This window comes from Methanohalophilus mahii DSM 5219, from assembly GCF_000025865.1.
Lineage (GTDB): Archaea > Halobacteriota > Methanosarcinia > Methanosarcinales > Methanosarcinaceae > Methanohalophilus > Methanohalophilus mahii.
The window spans coordinates 1,626,379-1,647,546 of record NC_014002.1; the positions used below are offsets into that span (position 1 = coordinate 1,626,379).

21 protein-coding genes are annotated in these 21,168 nt (G+C 44.1%); 6 read left to right on the forward strand and 15 right to left on the reverse strand.

Annotated elements, in window-relative coordinates; all coding sequences use genetic code 11:
* Positions 1–78 precede the first annotated feature (78 nt).
* The 3 genes from hisG to hisB are packed head-to-tail and all read left to right on the forward strand — an operon-like array spanning position 79 to position 2,279.
* A complete protein-coding gene (hisG, locus tag MMAH_RS08165; protein ID WP_013038075.1) occupies positions 79–933 on the forward strand; it encodes an ATP phosphoribosyltransferase in 855 nt (284 codons plus the stop codon).
* A gap of 12 nt (positions 934–945) precedes the next feature.
* On the forward strand, positions 946–1,698 hold the full coding sequence (gene hisA / locus MMAH_RS08170; protein WP_013038076.1) for a 1-(5-phosphoribosyl)-5-[(5-phosphoribosylamino)methylideneamino]imidazole-4-carboxamide isomerase: 753 nt from the start codon (positions 946–948) through the stop codon (positions 1,696–1,698).
* 2 nt (positions 1,699–1,700) lie between these two features.
* Positions 1,701–2,279, forward strand: coding sequence for an imidazoleglycerol-phosphate dehydratase HisB (gene hisB, locus MMAH_RS08175; protein ID WP_013038077.1), 579 nt, complete (start codon positions 1,701–1,703; stop codon positions 2,277–2,279).
* Here the strand turns inward: hisB and MMAH_RS08180 are convergent, their stop codons facing one another.
* The 10 genes from MMAH_RS08180 to argC form a co-directional block, all read right to left on the reverse strand.
* Positions 2,280–4,382, reverse strand: a complete 2,103-nt coding sequence (locus MMAH_RS08180; RefSeq protein ID WP_013038078.1) for a MutS-related protein — start codon at positions 4,380–4,382, stop codon at positions 2,280–2,282.
* A 1-nt stretch (position 4,383) separates the two neighbouring features.
* The gene (locus MMAH_RS08185; protein ID WP_013038079.1) at positions 4,384–5,238 is read right to left on the reverse strand and encodes a DUF4130 domain-containing protein; all 855 of its coding nucleotides are present in this window, start codon (positions 5,236–5,238) and stop codon (positions 4,384–4,386) included.
* On the reverse strand, positions 5,235–6,374 hold the full coding sequence (locus tag MMAH_RS08190) for a radical SAM protein (RefSeq protein ID WP_013038080.1): 1,140 nt from the start codon (positions 6,372–6,374) through the stop codon (positions 5,235–5,237). The genes MMAH_RS08185 and MMAH_RS08190 overlap by 4 nt, the downstream gene beginning before the upstream one ends.
* 70 nt (positions 6,375–6,444) lie before the next feature.
* Positions 6,445–6,960: an ArsR/SmtB family transcription factor gene (locus MMAH_RS08195; RefSeq protein WP_013038081.1), complete on the reverse strand. Its 516-nt coding sequence runs from the start codon at positions 6,958–6,960 to the stop codon at positions 6,445–6,447.
* Between the two features lie 46 nt (positions 6,961–7,006).
* On the reverse strand, positions 7,007–7,726 hold the full coding sequence (locus tag MMAH_RS08200; protein WP_013038082.1) for a sugar phosphate isomerase/epimerase family protein: 720 nt from the start codon (positions 7,724–7,726) through the stop codon (positions 7,007–7,009).
* Between the two features lie 138 nt (positions 7,727–7,864).
* Positions 7,865–9,187, reverse strand: a complete 1,323-nt coding sequence (locus MMAH_RS08205) for an ADP-dependent glucokinase/phosphofructokinase (protein ID WP_013038083.1) — start codon at positions 9,185–9,187, stop codon at positions 7,865–7,867.
* The gene (gene pfkC, locus MMAH_RS08210) at positions 9,188–10,663 is read right to left on the reverse strand and encodes an ADP-specific phosphofructokinase (protein ID WP_013038084.1); all 1,476 of its coding nucleotides are present in this window, start codon (positions 10,661–10,663) and stop codon (positions 9,188–9,190) included.
* A 21-nt stretch (positions 10,664–10,684) separates the two neighbouring features.
* Positions 10,685–11,863 carry a bifunctional ornithine acetyltransferase/N-acetylglutamate synthase gene (argJ, locus tag MMAH_RS08215; RefSeq protein ID WP_013038085.1) on the reverse strand — a complete coding sequence of 393 codons (1,179 nt, stop codon included), beginning with the start codon at positions 11,861–11,863 and terminating at the stop codon, positions 10,685–10,687.
* Between the two features lie 11 nt (positions 11,864–11,874).
* On the reverse strand, positions 11,875–12,339 hold the full coding sequence (locus MMAH_RS08220; protein WP_013038086.1) for a CBS domain-containing protein: 465 nt from the start codon (positions 12,337–12,339) through the stop codon (positions 11,875–11,877).
* Between the two features lie 19 nt (positions 12,340–12,358).
* The gene (gene argC / locus MMAH_RS08225; RefSeq protein ID WP_013038087.1) at positions 12,359–13,378 is read right to left on the reverse strand and encodes an N-acetyl-gamma-glutamyl-phosphate reductase; all 1,020 of its coding nucleotides are present in this window, start codon (positions 13,376–13,378) and stop codon (positions 12,359–12,361) included.
* A 62-nt stretch (positions 13,379–13,440) separates the two neighbouring features.
* Between argC and MMAH_RS08230 the strand changes: the two genes are divergently transcribed.
* Positions 13,441–13,869 carry a nucleoside 2-deoxyribosyltransferase gene (locus MMAH_RS08230; protein WP_013038088.1) on the forward strand — a complete coding sequence of 143 codons (429 nt, stop codon included), beginning with the start codon at positions 13,441–13,443 and terminating at the stop codon, positions 13,867–13,869.
* 5 nt (positions 13,870–13,874) lie between these two features.
* Here the strand turns inward: MMAH_RS08230 and MMAH_RS08235 are convergent, their stop codons facing one another.
* From MMAH_RS08235 to acs, 4 genes are all read right to left on the reverse strand, one after another.
* On the reverse strand, positions 13,875–14,468 hold the full coding sequence (locus MMAH_RS08235) for a TIGR00296 family protein (RefSeq protein ID WP_013038089.1): 594 nt from the start codon (positions 14,466–14,468) through the stop codon (positions 13,875–13,877).
* A 14-nt stretch (positions 14,469–14,482) separates the two neighbouring features.
* Complete coding sequence (locus tag MMAH_RS08240; RefSeq protein WP_048902181.1) at positions 14,483–15,727, reverse strand: phosphoglycerate kinase; 1,245 nt, start codon at positions 15,725–15,727, stop codon at positions 14,483–14,485.
* A gap of 71 nt (positions 15,728–15,798) precedes the next feature.
* Positions 15,799–16,866 carry a phosphotransacetylase family protein gene (locus tag MMAH_RS08245; RefSeq protein WP_013038091.1) on the reverse strand — a complete coding sequence of 356 codons (1,068 nt, stop codon included), beginning with the start codon at positions 16,864–16,866 and terminating at the stop codon, positions 15,799–15,801.
* Between the two features lie 17 nt (positions 16,867–16,883).
* Positions 16,884–18,977, reverse strand: a complete 2,094-nt coding sequence (acs, locus tag MMAH_RS08250; protein WP_013038092.1) for an acetate--CoA ligase alpha subunit — start codon at positions 18,975–18,977, stop codon at positions 16,884–16,886.
* Between the two features lie 118 nt (positions 18,978–19,095).
* On the opposite strand from acs, the gene MMAH_RS08255 reads away from it, so the two are divergent.
* The gene (locus MMAH_RS08255; RefSeq protein ID WP_013038093.1) at positions 19,096–19,662 is read left to right on the forward strand and encodes a flavodoxin family protein; all 567 of its coding nucleotides are present in this window, start codon (positions 19,096–19,098) and stop codon (positions 19,660–19,662) included.
* A 49-nt stretch (positions 19,663–19,711) separates the two neighbouring features.
* Positions 19,712–19,885: a hypothetical protein gene (locus MMAH_RS10540; protein ID WP_013038094.1), complete on the forward strand. Its 174-nt coding sequence runs from the start codon at positions 19,712–19,714 to the stop codon at positions 19,883–19,885.
* On the opposite strand, the gene MMAH_RS08260 is transcribed toward MMAH_RS10540, so the two are convergent.
* Positions 19,866–21,161 (reverse strand): tRNA (N(6)-L-threonylcarbamoyladenosine(37)-C(2))-methylthiotransferase, encoded by a 1,296-nt coding sequence (locus MMAH_RS08260; protein ID WP_083774852.1) that lies wholly within the window; start codon positions 21,159–21,161, stop codon positions 19,866–19,868. The two genes, MMAH_RS10540 and MMAH_RS08260, sit on opposite strands and share 20 nt — an antisense overlap.
* Between the last annotated feature and the right edge of the window lie 7 nt (positions 21,162–21,168).

Consider the following 21,168-nt stretch of genomic DNA (forward strand, 5'->3'; position numbering starts at 1 on the left):
TGGCTGTTTTTCTTCATCAAACCTTTATATGCAATGAAAGTATTGGAAATGTTGACCCAGATTCCAGAGGCAACCAGGATGATACGCATTGCAATACCAAATAAAGGCAGACTCCACGATCCGACCGTGAAACTCTTCAAAGAAGCAGGTCTCCCGGTACTGGAAGGATCAAGCCGGAAACTTTTTGCAAAAACAACTGACCCAGAAATGACCTTTTTATTCGCCAGAGCGGCAGATATTCCAGAATATGTGCAGGACGGAGCTGCAGACGTGGGAATTACCGGGCTTGATCTTATAGATGAAACTGATGCGGAAGTTGAAGTTATGCTGGACCTGCATTTCGGGAGGGCAAAACTGGTACTTGCAGTCCCTGAAGAATCAGGGATTAAAACTGCTGAAGACCTGAAAAACATGCGGGTTGCTACTGAATTCCCAAATATTACAGAGAAATATTTTGAAAATATTGACATCCCAATTGAAGTAATCAAAGTAAGTGGTGCCTGCGAGATGACACCCCATGTGGGAATTGCGGATGCAATCGTTGATATATCCAGTTCCGGCACAACCCTTGTGACAAACCATCTCAGGAAAATTGCAGATGTGTTCAGCTCTTCTGTGTACCTGATTTCAAATGCTAAAAGTTCCCAAAGGGAAGAAAAGATCCAGCACATAAAAACAGCCCTTGAAAGCGTACTCCATGCAAAGCAAAAACGCTATCTTATGATGAATGTGCCATCAGGCAAACTGGAAACTATCAAAGACATCCTGCCCGGTCTTGCAGGCCCGACTGTTATGAAAGTAGAATCAAAAAATTCCACCCATGCAGTACATGCCGTTATTGATGCAGAACAGGTCTTTGCAATAGTCAGCGAACTGAAAAAAGCAGGTGCATCAGACATACTGGTTGTACCCATCGAAAGAATGATACCCTGAGGAGAGTAAATAATGGAATTTGAGGTCATCCCCGCTGTAGATATGAAAAATGGTAAATGTGTCCAGCTGATACAGGGACTGCCAGACCAGGAACGTATTTCACTTGATGATCCCGAAGCAGTTGCGATTAAGTGGATCGGACAGGGAGCAAAAACCCTGCATCTGATAGATCTTGACGGCGCCATCGAAGGTAAAAGGAAAAATGCCCCGATTATAGAAAAAATCATTATGCTATGTGAAAGGGAAGGAGTCGAAGTACAGGTAGGTGGTGGAATTCGCTCTTTTGAGGATGCTGCAAACCTGCTTCACATGGGAGCTAACAGGGTGATACTAAGCACTGCAGCTGTCCAAAATCCTGATCTGGTTGAAAGACTTGCCAGGCAATTCAAACCCGAAAACATTAATGTTGCCCTGGACTCAAAAAATGGTAAGGTTTCTACAAAGGGATGGACCGAGCAATCCGAGTATACTGCGGTACAACTGGGGAAAATGTTTGAAGAAAAAGGTGCAGGAAGCATTCTGTTCACCAACATAGACAAAGAAGGATTAATGGAAGGTGTGGACACAGAACCCACAACAGAGCTAGTTAATGAACTTACAATACCGGTGATTGCTTCTGGAGGAGTTACCACCCTGGAAGACATAATGACATTGAAAATGACCGGTGCCTGCGGTGTTGTGGTAGGGAGTGCCCTTTATGCAGGTAATTTTACCCTTACAGAAGCGATAAATACAATCAGAGTGGATACTTCTGGTGGAGAGTAAGTATGCCAAGATCTTCCACTGTATCCCGGACTACCAGAGAAACCAGCATAGAACTTACGATTGACATCGATGGCAAAGGGGATTCACAGATAAATACAGGAATCGGTTTTTTTGACCACATGCTGGTATGTTTTGCACGACATTCAGGTTTTGACCTTACAATAGATGCTAAAGGTGATCTGGAAGTAGACGGCCATCACTTGATAGAGGATATTGGAATAGTAATGGGACAGGCTTTTGACCGGATAATGGCAGAAAAATCAGGAATTGCCCGATTCGGAGAAGCAAAGATACCAATGGATGAGGCCCTTGCCAGTGTAGTAATGGACATAGGAGGACGCAGTTACCTCGTAATGGACGCAACCTTTGAATCCGAAAACGTAGGGGAATTCAACACCCAGCTAACAAGGCATTTTTTTGAATCATTCGTCTCCAATGCAAAAGTCACCCTACATGCAACTGTATATGGTTACAATGATCACCACAAAATCGAAGCCCTTTTCAAGGCATTTGCCCAAGCAATGAAAAAAGCGACGGTTATCGAGGGCAAAGGGGTCAAAAGTACAAAGGGATGCCTCTGATTAGCATCCTTTTTCGAATTTATTTTTCAAACGTCTGTAAAACTCCTTTTCAACTTCCCCCCCGCTTCTGAAAAGACGCTCCACGATTAATTCTGGAGTACTCTTTGCAATATGGTTATAAATCGGATTGCGATCAACAATCAGGTTCAATTCATTATCAAGTCCTTTTGCTTCAATTCCATCCACCCTGATGGAAGCGTCGGTATTTTCCAGTATCTGGTCGGCAAGATGGGAAACAAAAATAGCCATTGTATTGGATTCTTCAGAAAGGGTTTCAAGAATTCCGGCTATGATTTTTGCAGAAGCTCCGGGTTCGGTAATGGATTCAAGTTCATCGACAAGCACAAGTTTGGATCCCGCCCCTGCCAGAGCTGAAAATGAGCGTAAGGTCGTTTCAAAGGCCCCCGCATCAAGAGTGCCCCTGGATTTGCTGAAATAATACAAACTATCAACCGGCCCGATCTTTAATTCATCTGCCGGCACAGGAAAACCCATATGAGAAAGAATTGTACATTGAGCCACTAACTCCAGCATGGATGTTTTTCCTCCGGAATTCACACCACTTAACAGGACTACCGGAGAAGAGGGAACTTGTGAAGGGGGCATTATCGAGCCCAGGGAATAATTTATAGGTTCCACATCAATGCCCTTTTCACAAAGGAAAATATTTTTTCCATTCTTGAAGTTCATACCACATTCATCTTCAAAGCCGGCAAGTTGCATCTTCAGGGAATGACCAAAACGGGCCACTGCCAAACCCACATCCAGATCAAGTAACCTCATAACAAGTTGTTTCAGGGGTTGCCTGAAGCCGTGTAACTCATATGCAATATCCCTTTTATGAGTAACTTCCCTGCGGAATATCTGCTGTTTGATCTGTTCTTTGAATTTTTGCAACTGGGACGTGTCAGCTTCTACAGGATAACAAAGTTCACATGGGAAAAAATAATCCACAAAGAGGGATTCATTTTGCTTCATTGAAAGAGTTTCAATGAATTCTTTCCGGGCGTCATTAATTATCTGGCTGAAAGATGCTGATATATTACGTGAAAGAATATCTTTTAACTCCACCTCATCCCTGATAACACCCAACATGTCATTCCCGCTGAGTGTAATACTACTTTTTTGGAGGAGATCATTTATTTCCCGGTTGCAATGCCCTACATATTTTGTAAGTTCTGAATCCACACTGTCCAGAATATGATTTAACCGGTCTATTTCTCCGTCCCTTCCTTCAACAATATTTCCTTCCGGATTAATGGCAGCCATGAGGTTGCAAAGATCCGAAAGATCCACATTGACTATTGAAGGGATGCCCGCTTTATCCAGTGTAATTGCGAGATTCAATGCATTCATTATTCGTTCATGATTGAAAGCAAAAAAAGAAATTTGTTTTTCAGGTAAAATATGCCATTCTTCAATATCCCGGGAATTTGTTATTATTTCAGGATTAGTATCCTCTGGAAAATCATATTCCAGGAAAGGTTCTCCTATGGCAATTACATGGGGATAACTGCGTGCAACATCTGCAAATTCCAGAGGATCTTCCACCAGCTGGACCTCAATACTTTTACCGTATTTTTCCTTTAAAGTGCTGTAATCATCGGTATTTGAAGTGACAATTACCCTATCCCTGATCCGGGGAATTGAGGGAGAGTTTTTCAGGGGTTTTATCCTCGAGAAACTTGCTGAAATCTCGTCCATATCATCGAGCATAAAGAGATATCCCATATGGTTTTCAACCCAGTCCCGGTTTATGTCAATAAGGTCTTTCCTGCTTGAAGGATATGGGATATAGGTATGTAACTTATCCTTTGCATAAGGTGTAGAAGCATAATTTTTGATGGAATCGATTATCCTTTCATAGATATCGACTGAATCCCGGGTTTTCAAGAAAGAAGAGATATCAAGACCATCCTTCGTAGACCTCACATCGTGTACAAGGGATATGGCATACCTTCTTCCTACTCCTTCGATCTCCGATATACTGGCTATATCGCCTCTGAGAATTGCCGCCATGGCGTCCTCTTCACAGCCAAAATGAGATATAAAGCGCTGTGCCATCTTTTCTCCTATACGTGGAGCATCAACCAGTGACTGCATATTATTGACCACCTTGCCTCTCATTCCCAAAGTCAAGTAATGTAGATGTGTGGATACCCCGCTCTACAAAATACCTATCTTTTTTGGACATTGAACTATAACCTGAATCCGCTCGCGGCTGTAATTTTTTTGAAAGTGAATGGTTGCGCCTGTTGTCTATCATCTGGCTTTTGTAGTAAGTAATCCACAATTCTTCCAGATTAGCAGAATCTTCAGAAGGAACCAAATGTTGTATTGAATCCACCGATGTTTTCAGGAAGTGCTGCATCCCCAGGATTTCACCATTGCATACATAAGCAAACGTTCCATCAACAACAATTACAGCCCTATCCGGATTGCGTACTGCAAGCCACCTGCAAAGCATATCAGACACACTGTTTTTAGGAGTTACATGTGCATAAAGGACTGTTTCCCCGCAAACTGGCCGCACAAACATGCAAAGTCTGTGATAATTGTTCCTGACCTCACGCATGTAACTGTAATATCGCTTGCAAAGTCTTTCTTTACCACAATAAAGACCATCTACCTCCCCTTCACACCTATACAATAGTCTTACAAGCTCAGCAGGATTGCATTTTCTGTGCCTGAGCACCAGGTCTATATAATTCAAGGGAGGAGAATCAAAATTGGTTATTCTGTGCCACCCATTGGGAAAAATACTTTTGACCAACGGTTGCTTATCGACCTTTCCATCAAATCCAACCCGAATTACTTCAGATTCCGGATTGGACATTTTCAACTTAGCCTCCCCTTCTTTGGGATCACAGGCATAAATAAGATCTGCCTCAGGCCGTTTCCTCAATTCCAGACAGGCCAGTAAGACACCTGTTACATTGGCCTTAAAGAGAATAATCATGTGCATCCTCCTGCAAATTGTATAAGGTTAGCCTGCCCGGAACCACCAATTTTGATGAAAGGACGTGCACGACCTATAACAACACCCATACGTGCAAGTTCATCCTCCCCACAAATTGGCCTCCTGGATCGCAGGATACGGGAAGCACTTATGGGGCCTATACCAGGCACCCTGAGAAGGGAAGAGTAATCGGCACTGTTTATTTCTACAGGAAACATTTCCGGGTTGACCCGGGCAAGTTCGAGTTTCGGATCATCATTCAAAAGGAAACCATCGTCATTATAGATTTGATCAATATGGCAGGAATCCAGCCCATAATCTTTCAAAAGATAGGATACCTGATAGAGCCTCTGTTCTCTCCATTTGGGAGAAGTTGAACCATTCTCAAGCGGAGTATCAGGTACCGGGTCAAAACTCATAAAATAGGGCCTACGTAACTGGTATTTTTCCATGAAATCATGCACGGTATTCACAATATCCCTGTCGGGTTCGTCAAGAGCACCCACCACAAACTGAGTATCGTTGGCACCTATGGTCTTGCGATCATATCTGTGCAGTTTCCTCTGTTTCCTTATCAATTTGCAGGTCCAGTTCAATCGCTGCAGGACATCTTTCTTATAATCGAAATTAGGACAGATTTCCGAATAGTTCACAGAACCCGTTGTTTCTGCATTTACCCCGAATTTGTTGGCAACCCCGGCTACCTCCTGCAGCAAATGCAAAGGTGTACCGGGCATGAGTCGAAGGTGGATATAACCATTAAACCCCTGACTTCTCAGGAGTCGGGCCACATGAAGTTGTTTTTCGGTTGTTGTTTCTGGATCCCCTATTATACCAGAGGAAAGGAAAAGGCCTTCAATCGCATTTTTCCTGTAAAAACCCCAGGTGATCTTAACTATCTCTTCCGGGGACAGGGAAACCCTGCGCACATCCCTATGGCAGCGATTCGGGCAATAAGTACACTCTCCGGCACAGTAGTTGGTCAGTAATGTCTTGTATAATTGTATGCAGCGCCCGTCAGGCCCAAAAGCGTGGCATACTGCACTCTGGTTACAGCTGTCATACTTTGTACCCGAGGAAAGGTATCGCATTCTTTCATGCAAAGTGAAATGATAGCCATCTGAAGGAATACTCATTACATGTAACTAGGTTCATCGCCTATATAAGAGACAAGAAAGTGGACTGAAAGTATTCATTGGATACCTGTCATTTTTTGACGTGAATATCCAGCCGAATCCTTGTTATTGGTTCCAGTTTTTTCCAGTCCACAATTGTGTCATCTTCCAGCACGCAATCATTCACGTTTTTATCCCCGAATTGACCATCAATCTCATAGACAAAAAGGCCTTCTTCACCATCAGTAGAAACAATCATCTCCCTATCTCCCTTTTTCCTGACATCAATATCTGCCACATTGCGCAGGGCTTCCATAAGGGAAGCACCTTTCTCAATTTCCACTTTTCTTGTGGGAGCAAACGAATCAACGGCTAGATGAATATTTTTCCTGTTGGGTTTTAATACGTGGGACTTACCGAAAACATGCCTCTCAAGAAGTTCAGATTCTTCAAGCACCTTTACATGTTTGGAAACTACAGGTACTGAAATATCCAGTTCCCTGGCAATTTCAGACATATGCATTTCTTTGTTGCTTAAGAGTTCCAGTATTTTAACCCGGGTTTCACTGCCAAGTGCATGAAATATCCTGCATCCCATAGAACTCATACTCAACTCAAGTGAATCGTAACTATATAAATTTAACTGGATTTGATCATTTGATACCCATATTTTTCAGAGCAGAAAGACTCTGAAGAGCATCCTCAGCTGATTTGTTCTCAATTATCTTAATGGAGTTACTTTGGCGGAGTAATCCCTCTATGACCGAAAAATCAATGTTTCCTTCACCAGGTGGCAAATGTTCATCGTTATCCCCGTGGTTATCATGAATATGAAAATGGGAAATCTCACGCTCAAGAAAAGCCTCCAGATTGCCCATTGTGTTGGCATGACCAATATCCAGTACAAAATCATTTGCACCTATATCAAAATCCGGTTCCCTGAAAAGGAAACATTCCCATTTTGGCATATTTTCCACACATATCCGTACACCGGCATCCTCACCAATCCTTTCCAGCACAGGCAACGATTTTTGGAATGCATTAAATGCAAAATCCATATCATAAGCAAAGGGGAAATAACCGGGATGGACAACCATTAATTCAGCATCAATTTCATTGCAAATGTCTGCCATTTCTTCCACAAGTTGAAGGGCTGCGTTCCTGATGGGCTCACGAATACTTGCCAGATTGAGGTCCGTACTGGGAGCATGGACCGTATATTTCAGGTCATAGGAAAAGGCGATTTCATTCAGCTTGAATAAATCATGTTTTCCTTCGGAAAAGATTTCTGCACAATTGACAACGTGTTCAATGTTTTGTAACGCTTCACCAAGAGATAAGTCGTGATAAGCAAACGAAGAGATACCGATCATAATAAAAATACTCCTGAGTTATAAAGAATAAACCTAATTATTTTAACTTATGGCAAGTGTACTTGAGACTATATTAATCTTATTTCGAATTCACCAGAATTAATAAAAAATAGTAACACGGAATGGTTAAATTAAAATTTAGGATTTGTTGCGTAATTCAAGCAATCGCAGGAAAGAAGATGCAGTAAATGTATCTCCCAATCCAACTGTCACTGCTGGTTCATTGACCACAAGTGTGGGAATTGCACAAAAATAATATTCATTGAAGATACCATAGATCCCAAAACCTTTCTGTTTGGCTCCAGTAATAGATTTTATTCTCTTGACCTGCAGGCTGCCATATTCGCTGCGCTTGAATTGACCGCACTTTTCCTCCAGCTTGGACCTATCAGGCAATGAGCCTGAAGAAGCAAAGTATGCCGCGCACTTCAAACCAAAATCAATAGCATCTATTTTCTCTTTATCCATATTATCTGAAGCAGAGAGACAAAAGACAAAATCCCTGGTATGGACAACAAGGGCTCTGGCCAAACTACTTTTAATACAATTGTGGGCCGCTTGAAACATTGCGGAAATATCCATTTCATGTATGCCTTCGATCCCAAAACCCATCTTCTGAGTCAAGGTTGCAAGTTCATCCTCATTCAACCCCATTGAATCAACCCTTCCTGCAAGTATAAGGAAAACATGTTTGGCAATATCCGATGTCGCAAAATGACCCAACTCAGCATGGATGAAAAACCCAGACATCGAGTTCCATTCATCAATCTGGGCAAGTACAGGGGATAACTTTTCCTCAAAAGAAGAACCGTCCGGATAGGAGGATTGGAGCATATGAAAACCGGATACAACTGCACCATCCATTTCCCCAATATGTTCCGTTGCATATTGCTTGAAAAAGTCAGAAATCGTCATTTGAGGGTTGAATTCATCAAATGTTGCAATGAACCTGTTTTCCCGGGATACAATTATCCTGCGTCCGTATAATTCGAAACTGTCTCCCTGACGGAAATCAAAAACAAAATGTATCGGCTCCTCATCGCCACTTTTACTTTCGAATTTGGGAGGGAGCACCATTCCCCTTTTTGAAAAAAGCGCCTCTTGTGCCCCGGAAAGATAAACAACGTTGGGTACAACCATATCAACATTGAGTCCAGAGAGTACATTGGCCATTATACCCATATTCCCCCCTATCCTGATCTCGGCCCGGTCAAAAAAACGTTTCTTGAGAAAATCAAGAACATCCTGGGAATAAATGAACCATTCTGCACCCCTGCCATATTCCATACAATGGATAAGTCCGGCAAGGAAATCTTCAAGGGAATTTATGATACGGGGCTGGTGCTCAATCTTCATCAGCAGTTCAATTTTATCCACCTCACCAATGATGGATTCCACCTCTCTTCCGGTTATCCTGTAAACTGCATCGATATTAGCATTGTAACCGCAAAGGATATTCATTCAATCCTCCCGCGTACTGCACATACCTGCCAGTACAGCTGCAAAGGCACTTGCTGAAATCGTATCCCCTATACCTACTGTATCAACAGGGTGATCCACCACCCTAGTCGGAATGATCAATACATCATGATTGCGGGTGCAGATACAACCTTTTTCAAAATCTTCCAGATTACATTTTCCCTGCCTGATAAGATAGGCACCCAGTTTATCGATTTGATCCATTCCCTGTGTGGATATAGGTACATCAAGACCTGCTTTTATATCCTCAAAACTGTTAATCCCGCCCTGGAGGGCCCGGGCAGCGGCTGTAGTGGATGCAAAAAGCAGGGAATCAAGATGTTGTTCAACATCAATAGGACAATCTTTGGAAACAACACAGATATAAAAGCCCAAAGAGTGTACATGGATCCTCTGCAACTTGAGCTCATGAAGCAATCGGACAGCTCCTTCATAAAGAGCTACTATAGCATCTTCTTCTTTTTTGATTACCGAATATGCAAGTTCTTCATAACCCAAAACATTCAGTGCATTGGCAACTTCCACAGTATCGAGACCCAGGGAATGGACATGATTGCGCACAATATCATTCAGAATTGCCGAGCGAATGAATTTATTCTGTATGGAAGTGAATTCCACATGTATGCAAATATCAGGATTGGCTTTTTTCAACTGCCCGATTGCCCCTACCGCCCGTGCTATGTAATCCCTGTAAGTCTTGCCATCTTCATATTCTTCTTTTATCATCTGGTAACCCGAGAGAATTGCCCCATCAACGGTTTTGCCCATCTCAGGGAGATGCTCATAGACCTCATCGGACATGTCAATACGAACCCAGGGCGGACGTGATGAAATGATCAGGCGATTATTGCGAGGAACGATTATCCTGTCTTCGGCATATTTAACAGAGAGTCCTTTATTGAATTCAATAATCCAGTTGACCTTGGCTTTATAATCGGGATTGCAGGCCTCTGCAGGAGGGAGCAATTCCATCCTGCCCTCCCTGACAAAAGGATGTAAAAGATTCGGTGAGGATACAAAGTAATCCGCCTGCTCAGGGGAAAGCCAGGGGATATAAGCAATCACATTATTCAGGTCCATGTTGGCAAGCAGGTTGGATATTATCCCGGCCTGCCCCCCCATCCTAGCTTCATCAAAAACAAGATTATCAGTCAACCATTCATGGATATCAGTTGAATAGGTAGGAATTTCCGCAGCTTTACCATCTTTCATCGCAATCAGGAGTCGTGCAAGGAAATCTGCAGGAGAATCTATCTGCCGGGGATAGGAATATATTCGCTGCTGAACAATATCAGCATCCACTTTCCTCAGCAGGTTTTCCACGTCCCCCGGACCAATATGCTTGATGGCATCCACATTACTGTTGTAGGCAACAAAGATTCCGTTTACACAGGGAATATTTCGTGCAACCGACTCATAACCTTCAATGTATCTCTTATCCCATTCCGATATATCCATTAAAATTCCCCTGAAACAATATCATGTAGTATATTCCGCATTAATACGCACATAATCATATGTAAGATCACAACCCCAGGCAACCGCAAAAGCTTCCCCAAGTGAAAGGTCCACTGAAATTATGACTGTGTCACTTTCCATTATGGATTTTAGCTGTCTGTTGGCAGAGGTATCCGCCACCTGACCATGATCTACCAGAGTAACTGCATTTTCCCCGTCCGAAAATTTCAGGGAAATCTTATCCTGATCAATAGAGGCACCTGAATATCCAGCAGCGGCAACAACCCTGCCCCAGTTGGGATCATGTCCGTATATCGCAGATTTTACAAGAGGTGACCGTACAATGGTTTTGGCAACCTTGCGTGCATCGGCCAGGTCAGAGGCACCGTTTACCTGTACTTCAATAAGTTTGGTAGCACCCTCCCCATCACGAGCAATTTTCTTTGCAAGTTCTACAAGGACATAATCAAGTCCTCTCTGGAAATTTGCTACATCAGGAGCTATTGAAGAAGCACCTGTGGCGGTCAGCAAAGCCATGTCATTGGTACTGGTATCACCATCGACTACCATCATGTTGAAACTGGAATCGTTGGCTTTTACAAGACATTCTTTCAGTGTATCGGCAGAAAGAATAGCATCCGTATAGATAAAAGCAAGCATTGTTCCCATGTTGGGTTCGATCATACCGGAACCCTTGGCAATACCCCCGATACGTACACCACATTCCAGTTCTACAGCCACTTCCTTTTCCATCAGATCAGTGGTCATTATGGCCTTTGTAGCATTGCGGCATCCCTGAGGATCTGCAGATAGTGCTCCGTAAACTTCATCCAGATGATCTTTTATCCAACCTACATCAAGAAAACGACCAATCACACCGGTGGATGCAACTGCGATGTGGGACTCCTGAACCCCCAGTTTGTTTGCAGCAGCCTTTGCCATCTCACGAGCATCGGCCATTCCCTGTTCACCGGTAAATGCATTGGCATTTCCGCTGTTTACAATTGTGCCTGCAATATATTTATGGTTTTCAAGATTGTCCCTGGTAAGAACCACCGGCGCCGCTATAACTTTATTGCGTGTAAAAACACCTGCGCAAGGACCTGCACCTTCAATCAGCGCAAGGCCCATGTAATCATCCTTCAGACCTGAAGCATGGACACCACGTACCGCACATATACCACCGTCAATTGCTCTCATGACCGTTAACCTCACAGATTACCTATACCCCTGATGATATCCCCTCTGGTGATTATGCCTGTAAGTTTGTCATTTTCAACCACTGGCAGACGGTTTATCTTGTGTCTGGACATCAGGTGGGAAGCATCCTCAATTGAATCTTCAGGAGAGACAGTGAATACACCGTAGCGCATTATTTTACTAACCGGCATTGAACCTACATCCGAAAGCATTTTTTTGGTATCTTCCCAGCTGATAAATTCCCGGATAGGAATCTCTATCACCTCAAAGGGGCTGGGGAGCCAGAAATCACCATGTTCGGGAATTTCTAGCAGAGCCAGCAGGTCAACCTCTGAAAGTATACCTACAATATTGCCGTTGTCCACTACAGGCATACCACTTATGTCATTATCCTTCAACGATCTGGCAGCATCACTCACTTTGTCTTCGGGACTGCAATAAATCACATCACTGTTCATAATTTCTTTTACAAGCATAAATCCACCTCCAAATATATCAGGGCGCAAGGCCCGCGTTCCATAGGCCATCGGTTTCCCTGAAGCCACACATTAGATTCATATTCTGTATAGCCTGTCCGGAAGCTCCTTTTACAAGATTGTCAATTGCCGAGATAACGACAAGCCTGTTACTCTTTGCGTCAATCTCAAAACCAATATCACAGAAATTGGAACCACGTACATTACCCAGCGCAGGTATATCATCGACAAGTCTTACAAAGGGACAGTCGGAGTAAAAAGAGTCGTATATCTGCCGGATATCTTCTTTTGAACACTCTTCATTAAGAAAGAGATGAGCTGTAGTCAGTATCCCGCGGATGGCAGGGATCACATGGGGAGTGAAATTAACACTATCAAGGCCACCAAGAGCATTCAATTCTTGCCATATTTCCGCCCGATGGCGATGATTTGTAAGCTTGTAGGGCTGGATGTTTTCCGCCATATTCGGGTAGTGGGATGCCTGGCTTGGATTCACACCGGCGCCTGTTATGCCGGATTTGGAATCAAAAACCGCAACATCTGCAAGCCCTGCTTTCACAACAGGAGCAGCCGCGAGGGTGGCTCCTGTGGGATAACAACCCGGATTGGCAACAAAAGTTTCGCCCTTTACCTCGGGATGCAGTTCCACCAGCCCAAATACTGCCTTGCGAGGGTCACGGTGTTTAAGGCCGTAGACCTTTTCAAACTCGTCCATACCCAGACGATAATCCGCACTCAGATCCACAATACGCAGGCCACTGTCAATAAGTTGAGGTACAATGTCCATAGCACTGCCATGAGGAACCGCCAGAAATACCACGTCACACCTCTGCCTTACAGCAATTGGATCAAACTCTTCAAATTCAAGGTCTGTCATGCCGGCCAGATGGCCATGTTTTTTGGATACTTTTTTTCCGGCAAGTTTCCTTGAAGTCGCCATTTCAAGATTTACATGAGGATGATTGAGAAGAAGGCGCATCAATTCTCCCCCGGTATAGCCGGTGGCACCGATTATGCCTGCATTAACCTTATCTTTCATGTCTTAGTGTTATGTTTTACCACTAATTAAAGTTATTACCATACAGGCAGACAAGGGACACAATGAATTACAAAAAAATATACCTGGCAGGCCCTCTTTTTTCCGAGGCTGAGAAGAATTTCAATGAACAACTCACACAGAGAATCGAAGGTGCAGGATATGACGTATTCCTGCCACAGAGGGATTCAACAGACACAGAAAGTATGCGCAAGAAACAGGATTCTGCAGAATTGTTCCGTAAAAATTCAGAAGCAATAGACAGAGCTGATCTCATCATAGCTATACTGGATGGAGGCAGTGATGTGGATTCCGGTACAGCCTGGGAAATCGGCTATGCTTATGCTAAAACCATCCCGGTAATTGGGCTGAGAACTGATTTTCGCACACTTGGAATCGAAGGTACGGTCAACCTGATGATAGAAAAAACCCTTCTTAAACTCATGTATTCAACCGATAAACTGCTTACAGAACTTGAAAATATGAAAAAATAAGCAGTTTAGAACTGCTTTTCCACAACTTGACCCTCAGGGGAATCCTCGGAAAAGACCTGTCCTTCAAACCAGTACACTTCTGCACCTGTAAGCCATGCGTCCGGTGCAAGTCCGGCTTTTATGCAGGTGTGATTCAAAAATTCCATAGCATCAAATCCCTGCTCTGGGGCCACCTGTGGTAGGAGTAAACCCTGATAGAAACCCTGTTTGACTATAAGCCCATGTCTGCCTATCTCTATAAGATCGGGCAAATATGCAGGAGCCGCGTCAATTTTTTCTGGTGGCGTCAGGACGGTAACTTCGACCGTTATTAAATGCATCTCCTCTGGCTTTACAGGAGGAAAACGCGGGTCTCTTGTTGATGCTGAGATCGCAGAATCAACAATTGCATCCTTGAGGGATGAATCTGGATAGGGATGACCTATACAGCCCCTCAAATCTCCTTTCATAGAAAGAGTTACGAAAACTCCACGTTCCTCTTCAAAAACAGTAGTTAGGGACACAGAATCCGGATCCAGCTTAGTACCGTTCTCAAGAAATTCAGTGATTGTATTACGGGCAAGGCTTACCGCCATTTTACCTTCATCTAGGCTAAGCATAATATTACCTCCACTCAATCGTCCTTTGAGATTAGGACAGCAGCTTTTTTAAGGGCTTCGATTGCTGATAAGGGAGTTCCTGCGAGGTAGTCGATGCATGAGCCGCCTCCTGTGCTTATATGGGAAAAGCTGTGGTCAAAACCCATGTTCCGCACCTCTGCAGAAATATGGCCCCCGCCTGCAATGGAGTAATCGGCTTCTGTGGCAGCTTTTATAATTTCATAGGTCCCCAGTTCAAACCCATCCAGTTCGGAAACCCCGGCAGGACCATTGAGAATCACAGTGCCTGCCTGACTGATTTCCCTGGAAAAAGCAACAATCGTTTCAATTCCTATGTCATTGATCGAAAGTATTGAATCCCCAACTTCATCGATTGATACTTCGACCCTGCTGCCGTTATCATTCAATGCTACATCAACAGGTAAACCCACCTTTCCGTCAAAATCATCAAGAATTTGTTTTGCCCTGTCAATCTGTTCAAGATAGCCCTGGGATTCAATGAAATCCTTATTTGCCTTGCCTATATCAAAACCTGATGCTGCCAGCATTACATTTGCAACAACACCTGTCACAAGGACGCGGTCAGCACCACCGTTTGAAAGCACATTTTCAGCAACCATAAGGGAATCGTCAACCTTGGAACCGCCCAGTACGAAAATACAGGGTCTGCCCCCTCCCTTAATTCCCTTGTCCAGAGAAGTAATCTCTTTTTCCATTAAACGGCCTGCGCCACAGGGAAGAAGATGTGTAAAACCCATTAAAGAAAGATGGGAACGATGGGATACTGCAAAGGCATCATTCAAAAAGATGTCTGCAAGGGGAGCCAGATTTTTTACCATGTGTGTTCTGGCATGCTCTTTGGCAGGTCTTGAAATGGTTTCCTCGGAATAGAAACGTACATTTTCGAGCAAAAGCACATCCCCTTTTTCCATTGCTGCAATCCTTGAACGTGCATGCGAGCCGAAAATATCATCTACATATTCCACTTCCCTGCCCAGATAGTGACTCAGTCTTTCTGCATGAGGCTGCATCGTTGTGAAATCACTTTTTCCAGCCCGGCTTTGATGGGCAAGCAATACTACCCTTGAATCTTCAAGACCCTGTATTGTGGGAATGTGGCTGCTTATCCTCAGGTCATCCAGAATATTGCCCTCGGGATCCATCGGGGTATTGATATCGACTCGTACCAGAATTGTTTTGTCGTCAACATCAAAATCATCAATAGTGAAAAAATCCTTGTCCTGCACGGTATCCATCACCAGTCAACCTTTCCATTAACATAGGCTACTTCAGCCAAGCCCCTATATACATATCCATATTATATATGTTCTTACAAACCTGCTGAATCCAGTACAGAGTCAACATCCACATTCTCTTTAATCAGTCTAACGATTGTTTCAATCTTTGTCTTCTGCTGTATCCGGGCATGTCCGATTAAGTTTTCCATTCTTTCTATCGTGGAAAGAGTATCCCCCCTTACAAGTACAACAACCACGCCTGCTTCATCAGCACTTCCAAGTACAGCTTCACTGGGCCGGAGATTGCCCGTCAGGATCAATGCCCTTGCCCCGGCCTCTATAGCCGCCATCTGTATATCAGCACGATCCCCTCCTGTCACTACAACACTGTTTGGTGTGCGCCGGAAATATTTGATCGCCGAATTAACTTCCATAGCACCCACAAGATAATGCTCAACAAGTTTGTCCATTTCCTGACCAGCCGTCAGGACATCTCCTCTCAAATCGTCCACTATTTCTGCTATAGAAACCGCTCTAAGGGTGTGATCACGGGGAATTACACCAAATACCTTCACTCCCTTCTTTTCAAGGAAGGGTACGACCATATCCCTTACCATTCCAAGTTTGTCTTCTTCCACCTCATTGAGAATAACACCTGAAAGCATATTCCTATCAGCTATTAATTCAATGTCACAGAGAATCCGGTCCACTGCACTAACCGAATCAAAACGGGTGATCAGCAAGATCTTACTGTCCAGTATGGAAGCTACCTGGGGATCTGACAAATTGTACATTGCACCACTGCCGATACCTCCTTCCCCCTCTATGATCACCATATCTTTATCCCTGGAAACTTCCGAGTACGCTTTTTTCAGGGTTTCATCCAGATGTTTTTCCACACCAAGCAAAGCATCATTGGTAAGATTCTCGGTCAGCATAATCGGGGTGATGCAACTGCGTGGGGTTTCAAGAGCCAGCAGATCTCGCATTTGTTCTGCATCCTCATCGGAGAGAACACCATCTACATCCACCAACAGATTACCCACCGGTTTCATGTAACCTACACTTTTTCCACGTTCTTTAAGTATCAAACCAAGGCCACTGCATATCGAACTTTTACCAGAATAATTTTCAGAAGAACTTACAAGTATTGAAGCCATACAAACCCTCCCTGTTATCAATTTGATTCTTTCAATGTAAGACGCATATCCATAGCAAAACAACCGTCACCTTCCGGAAGGACCATCAGCGGATTGATCTCAAACTCAAGGATCTGCGGAAAATCCTCCACAAGTCTGGAAACACGTATGAGGACATCTGCCACCGCATCCACATCATATGCTTTTTCTCCCCTCACACCTGTAAGTAAAGGATAGGAACGGATGGAAGAAATCATTGAGTGAGCATCCTTTTCATTGAGTGGTGCGAGCCTGAAAGACACATCTTTAAGGATTTCTACATATGTCCCACCCAGACCAAACATAAGAAGCGGACCGAACTGGACATCCCTGTTCATGCCTATTATCACTTCCCGGCCGCCTTCGATCATTCTCTGTAATTGCACACCTGCAATTCGTGCAGATGGCATGTAGCGGCGTACATCCGACATCATTGTATGATATGCACGCCTGACATCCTCTTTATTCATCAGTGAAAGCCGGATACCTCCAACATCGGTCTTATGCGAAATGTCAGGAGACAGGACTTTCATAACTACAGGATAACCAATCCTTTCACTTTCCTCTATCGCTTCTTCCACAGAGGAAGCCTTCCCGATTTCCACAACCGGAATACCATAGGCTTTCAGAAGATCAAATGATTCAAGCCCCAGGGTTTTTTTATCCTTTGCTGCTGCTTTGCCGAGCAGTGCTGATGCCATTTTCCTGTCCGAATGAACTGGTTCGGGTAAAGGAAAGATCATATTTCGCCTTTTTCCATAATCGCACAGGGCACCCATACTGGCCACTGCTCTTTCAGGGAAGATGTAATTGGGCACCCCCCCTGCTACAAGGATGAAATTGCCTTCCATGACCCGTGTACCCCCTACAAAACTGCAAAGTACAGGTTTATCAGAATATTCCACCTTTTGGATTACGATCCTTGCGATGCTTGTCACATCAGTCATGGCCTGGGGAGAAGTCAACAGGATAACACCATCCACATTTGGATCTTTTAACACAATTTCAAGGGCATCACCGTAGAGTTTTGCACTTGCATCCCCCAGTACATCCACAGGATTGTAGAAACTGGCAGCATCCGGCAGAAACTCACGTAACCCTTCAATTGTTTCAGCAGAAAATGAGGCCAGTTCCAGGCCTTCATAATAACATGCGTCTGCCGTGAGAATACCCAGGCCGCCTGCATTTGTGAGTATGGCAATTCGCCTGCCTGCGGGGATTGGCTGGGTCGAAAATGCCCTTATGTAATCCAGCATGTCTTCCAGTGTATCTGCACGCACCACCCCGGCTTTATCAAAAGCGGCATTATAGGCCTGGTCTGAACCGGCAAGGGTACCGGTATGGGAGGATACAGCCCGGGAACCGGCAGCTGTACGGCCAGATTTGACCAAAACCACAGGTTTTTTTCTGGAAACATCCCTGGCAATTTCAATGAATTGAGATCCATTTTTGATACCTTCCAGATAGGCTGCAATAACCGAGGTCGACGGATCATCCCGGAATTCGGCCAGAAATTGGTTTTCCCCCAGATCAGCCTTATTCCCAAGGCTTACAAATTTGGAAAAACCCATACCGTTGGCTTCTGCCCAATCAAGGGTAGAAGTACATATGGCACCGGACTGGGACATCATTGCAATATTGCCCTCATACGCCATCGATGCGGCAAAAGAAGCATTCAGACCTGCAACCGGATCCATGATACCCAGACAGTTGGGACCTACCATTCGCATATCGTGTTTCCTGCATATTTCCAGGGCACTACGTTCAAGTTTTGCTCCCTCAACACCTGCCTCCTTGAAACCCGCAGAGATCACCACCACATATTTCACTCCTGCCCTGCCACATTCTTCCAGGGTTGAAGGTACTATTTTTGCAGGTATTACTACTACCGCAAGATCTACATCATCGGACACATCATTAATGGAAGCATAACATTCAAGACCCTCAATCTCTTCATTGCGGGGATTGACAGGGTAGATATTACCCCCGAAATCCTTTATTAAGTTGGAAAGGACAGCATTACCCACTTTCCCTTTTTTGTTCGATGCGCCGATCACAGCCACTGATTTAGGATTAAAAAGACTGGATAACATGATTATTCCCGAATCCCTCTCTATAATAAGGAGAAGTTCCTATGATTAATAAATTTATACCAAAGTCACCCAAAAGCTAATATTAACATAAAACCAATACGAGCAGATAGGTGATCTTATGAAAATTCTTGGCATATCAGGCAGTCCTAAAAAGAACGGAAACAGTGAACAGATGATAGACAGGGTCCTCGCAATGGCTGAAAAAAGAGGATTTGCCACCGATAGCGTATTCCTCTCAGAGATGGAAGTCAAACCCTGTATTGCATGTGGCAAGTGCAGGGAAAGCGATGAATGTCCCATCGACGATGATATGGAAAAGATCTATCCAAAACTGGATGAAGCGGATGCAATTATAGTGGCTTCCCCGGTCTATTTCGGAAGTCCCACTGCCCAGCTGAAAGCCCTCTTTGACAGAAGCGTCCTGCTCAGGAGACATAATTTCAAGCTCAGCAATAAGATTGGTGCGGGTATTGCTATTGGTGGCTCCAGGAATGGAGGACAGGAAAAGACAATCCAGGTAATCCAGGATTGGATGCACATTCACGGAATGGTTGTTGTGGGAGATGGAGGACACTTCGGCGGCATTGTCAAAAAGCCCTTTGAAGAAGATGAGGTAGGCACCAAGACCGTTGATGACACCATTGGAAAAGTGTGTGACTTACTCGAAATGATGAAGAAAAAATAAATGAGGACTTGTTTCCTCATTCCTTCCTTATTCATGAAGGCGACCTTTTTTGAATGAATTCAAAAACGAGTTACAGGATCGGTATTACACCGAAGGGTTCATTTCTAATTTCCTTGCTATAATAATTGGAATAATAACCCGCAGTGATGTCGTGAAATCCTATGACAGGGAAATCGTCAACATAATGCAAACAGAGAAAAATCTTAAACAGGGTGGCCGATAAAGTAACCCGGTGTTGCTTCCTCTATCTTTACCCTGCAACGCTGACCGGGGCAAAGTTCACCTGCTTTCGGGATCACAACCGGTTTATAGGAATCAGTGCGGGACATCAATCCCTTTACCTTTGCCTTTTGTGATATGAACACTTCAACTTCCCTGCCTACCATATCTTCCTTTTTTCCGAGTTTGATTTGATTGCAGAGCCGATGGAGTTTGCCCGAGCGCTCCACAACGATACGTGTATCGATGTTTCTGAATTGCAATGCTTCAGTGTGCGGTCTCGGTGTGTAACGTGAAATATTCACCTTATCTGGGTGATAGGTTCGAATCCAGTCCAGCGTAAGTTCGAAGTCCTCTTCATCTTCGCCGGGAAACCCCACAATAATATCTGTGAAAAGGGTGCTTTCGGGAAATGCATTCCTGAATTTTTCGACGATAAAATTTGCCTGTTCCATTGTATGTTTGCGCCTCATCTTCTCAAGAATTTTGTCCGACGCTGACTGGATGGGGAGGTGTAAAACTTTGTAGACCTTTTCACTGGAATAAGCCCGTAACAACTCATCCAGTATCCCGAGAGTGGAAGCCGGATTCATCATCCCCACCCGGACCCTGAAATCTCCGGGAATTGCAGTGATCCGCTCAAGCAGGGCAGGCAGATGGATTTCTTTATCCATACCATACTGTGCATTATCCTGGGATGTCAGCCAGACCTCACTGCAACCCTCATAAACAGCCTGCTCGATGTCTGTAACAATCGAATCGGCATCAAAGGAGTAAAGTGGACCCCTGGCAAGTGTAACAATGCAATAGGAACAACGATTATTGCAACCCTGTGAAATCTGACAGATATGGATGTTCGGACTGAATCTCTTGCGGGGAACATTGAGTAAACCTTCAGGAGAATCTTCAAAGACACTCATGGGCCTCAGGGAGTATCCTTCCAGCCTTTCATGAACCCGGTTGAGAATTACTCCAAGCTTAAGAAGGGAATTCATACCCAGAACATGAACCTCGGGATTATTTTCTAATATTTCGTCCAGTTGAACCTGAGGCATGCAACCTGTAACAATTACTTCCCTGCCCTGAAGGCCCCATTCCTTGATCTTGTGCAATATCTTCTGCTCTGTAGTATCCTTGACTGTACAGGTGTTGCATATGATGACTTTAGCTTCTCTTTCAGAAACAAGGCGGTGGCCCAGGTCCACCGCTTTAGCCTCAAGAATTTCGGAAGAGGACTGGTTGGCAGTACAGCCAAAGGTTGCAATGTGTATGTTTAGCAGGACAAAA

Coding starts and splice junctions, on each gene's coding strand:
- hisG (WP_013038075.1), top strand. CDS start 79: ATGATACGCATTGCAATACCAAATAAAGGCAGACTCCACGATCCGACC.
- hisA (WP_013038076.1), top strand. CDS start 946: ATGGAATTTGAGGTCATCCCCGCTGTAGATATGAAAAATGGTAAATGT.
- hisB (WP_013038077.1), top strand. CDS start 1,701: ATGCCAAGATCTTCCACTGTATCCCGGACTACCAGAGAAACCAGCATA.
- MMAH_RS08180 (WP_013038078.1), bottom strand. CDS start 4,382: ATGCAGTCACTGGTTGATGCTCCACGTATAGGAGAAAAGATGGCACAG.
- MMAH_RS08185 (WP_013038079.1), bottom strand. CDS start 5,238: ATGATTATTCTCTTTAAGGCCAATGTAACAGGTGTCTTACTGGCCTGT.
- MMAH_RS08190 (WP_013038080.1), bottom strand. CDS start 6,374: ATGAGTATTCCTTCAGATGGCTATCATTTCACTTTGCATGAAAGAATG.
- MMAH_RS08195 (WP_013038081.1), bottom strand. CDS start 6,960: ATGAGTTCTATGGGATGCAGGATATTTCATGCACTTGGCAGTGAAACC.
- MMAH_RS08200 (WP_013038082.1), bottom strand. CDS start 7,726: ATGATCGGTATCTCTTCGTTTGCTTATCACGACTTATCTCTTGGTGAA.
- MMAH_RS08205 (WP_013038083.1), bottom strand. CDS start 9,187: ATGAATATCCTTTGCGGTTACAATGCTAATATCGATGCAGTTTACAGG.
- pfkC (WP_013038084.1), bottom strand. CDS start 10,663: ATGGATATATCGGAATGGGATAAGAGATACATTGAAGGTTATGAGTCG.
- argJ (WP_013038085.1), bottom strand. CDS start 11,863: ATGAGAGCAATTGACGGTGGTATATGTGCGGTACGTGGTGTCCATGCT.
- MMAH_RS08220 (WP_013038086.1), bottom strand. CDS start 12,339: ATGCTTGTAAAAGAAATTATGAACAGTGATGTGATTTATTGCAGTCCC.
- argC (WP_013038087.1), bottom strand. CDS start 13,378: ATGAAAGATAAGGTTAATGCAGGCATAATCGGTGCCACCGGCTATACC.
- MMAH_RS08230 (WP_013038088.1), top strand. CDS start 13,441: ATGAATTACAAAAAAATATACCTGGCAGGCCCTCTTTTTTCCGAGGCT.
- MMAH_RS08235 (WP_013038089.1), bottom strand. CDS start 14,468: ATGCTTAGCCTAGATGAAGGTAAAATGGCGGTAAGCCTTGCCCGTAAT.
- MMAH_RS08245 (WP_013038091.1), bottom strand. CDS start 16,866: ATGGCTTCAATACTTGTAAGTTCTTCTGAAAATTATTCTGGTAAAAGT.
- acs (WP_013038092.1), bottom strand. CDS start 18,977: ATGTTATCCAGTCTTTTTAATCCTAAATCAGTGGCTGTGATCGGCGCA.
- MMAH_RS08255 (WP_013038093.1), top strand. CDS start 19,096: ATGAAAATTCTTGGCATATCAGGCAGTCCTAAAAAGAACGGAAACAGT.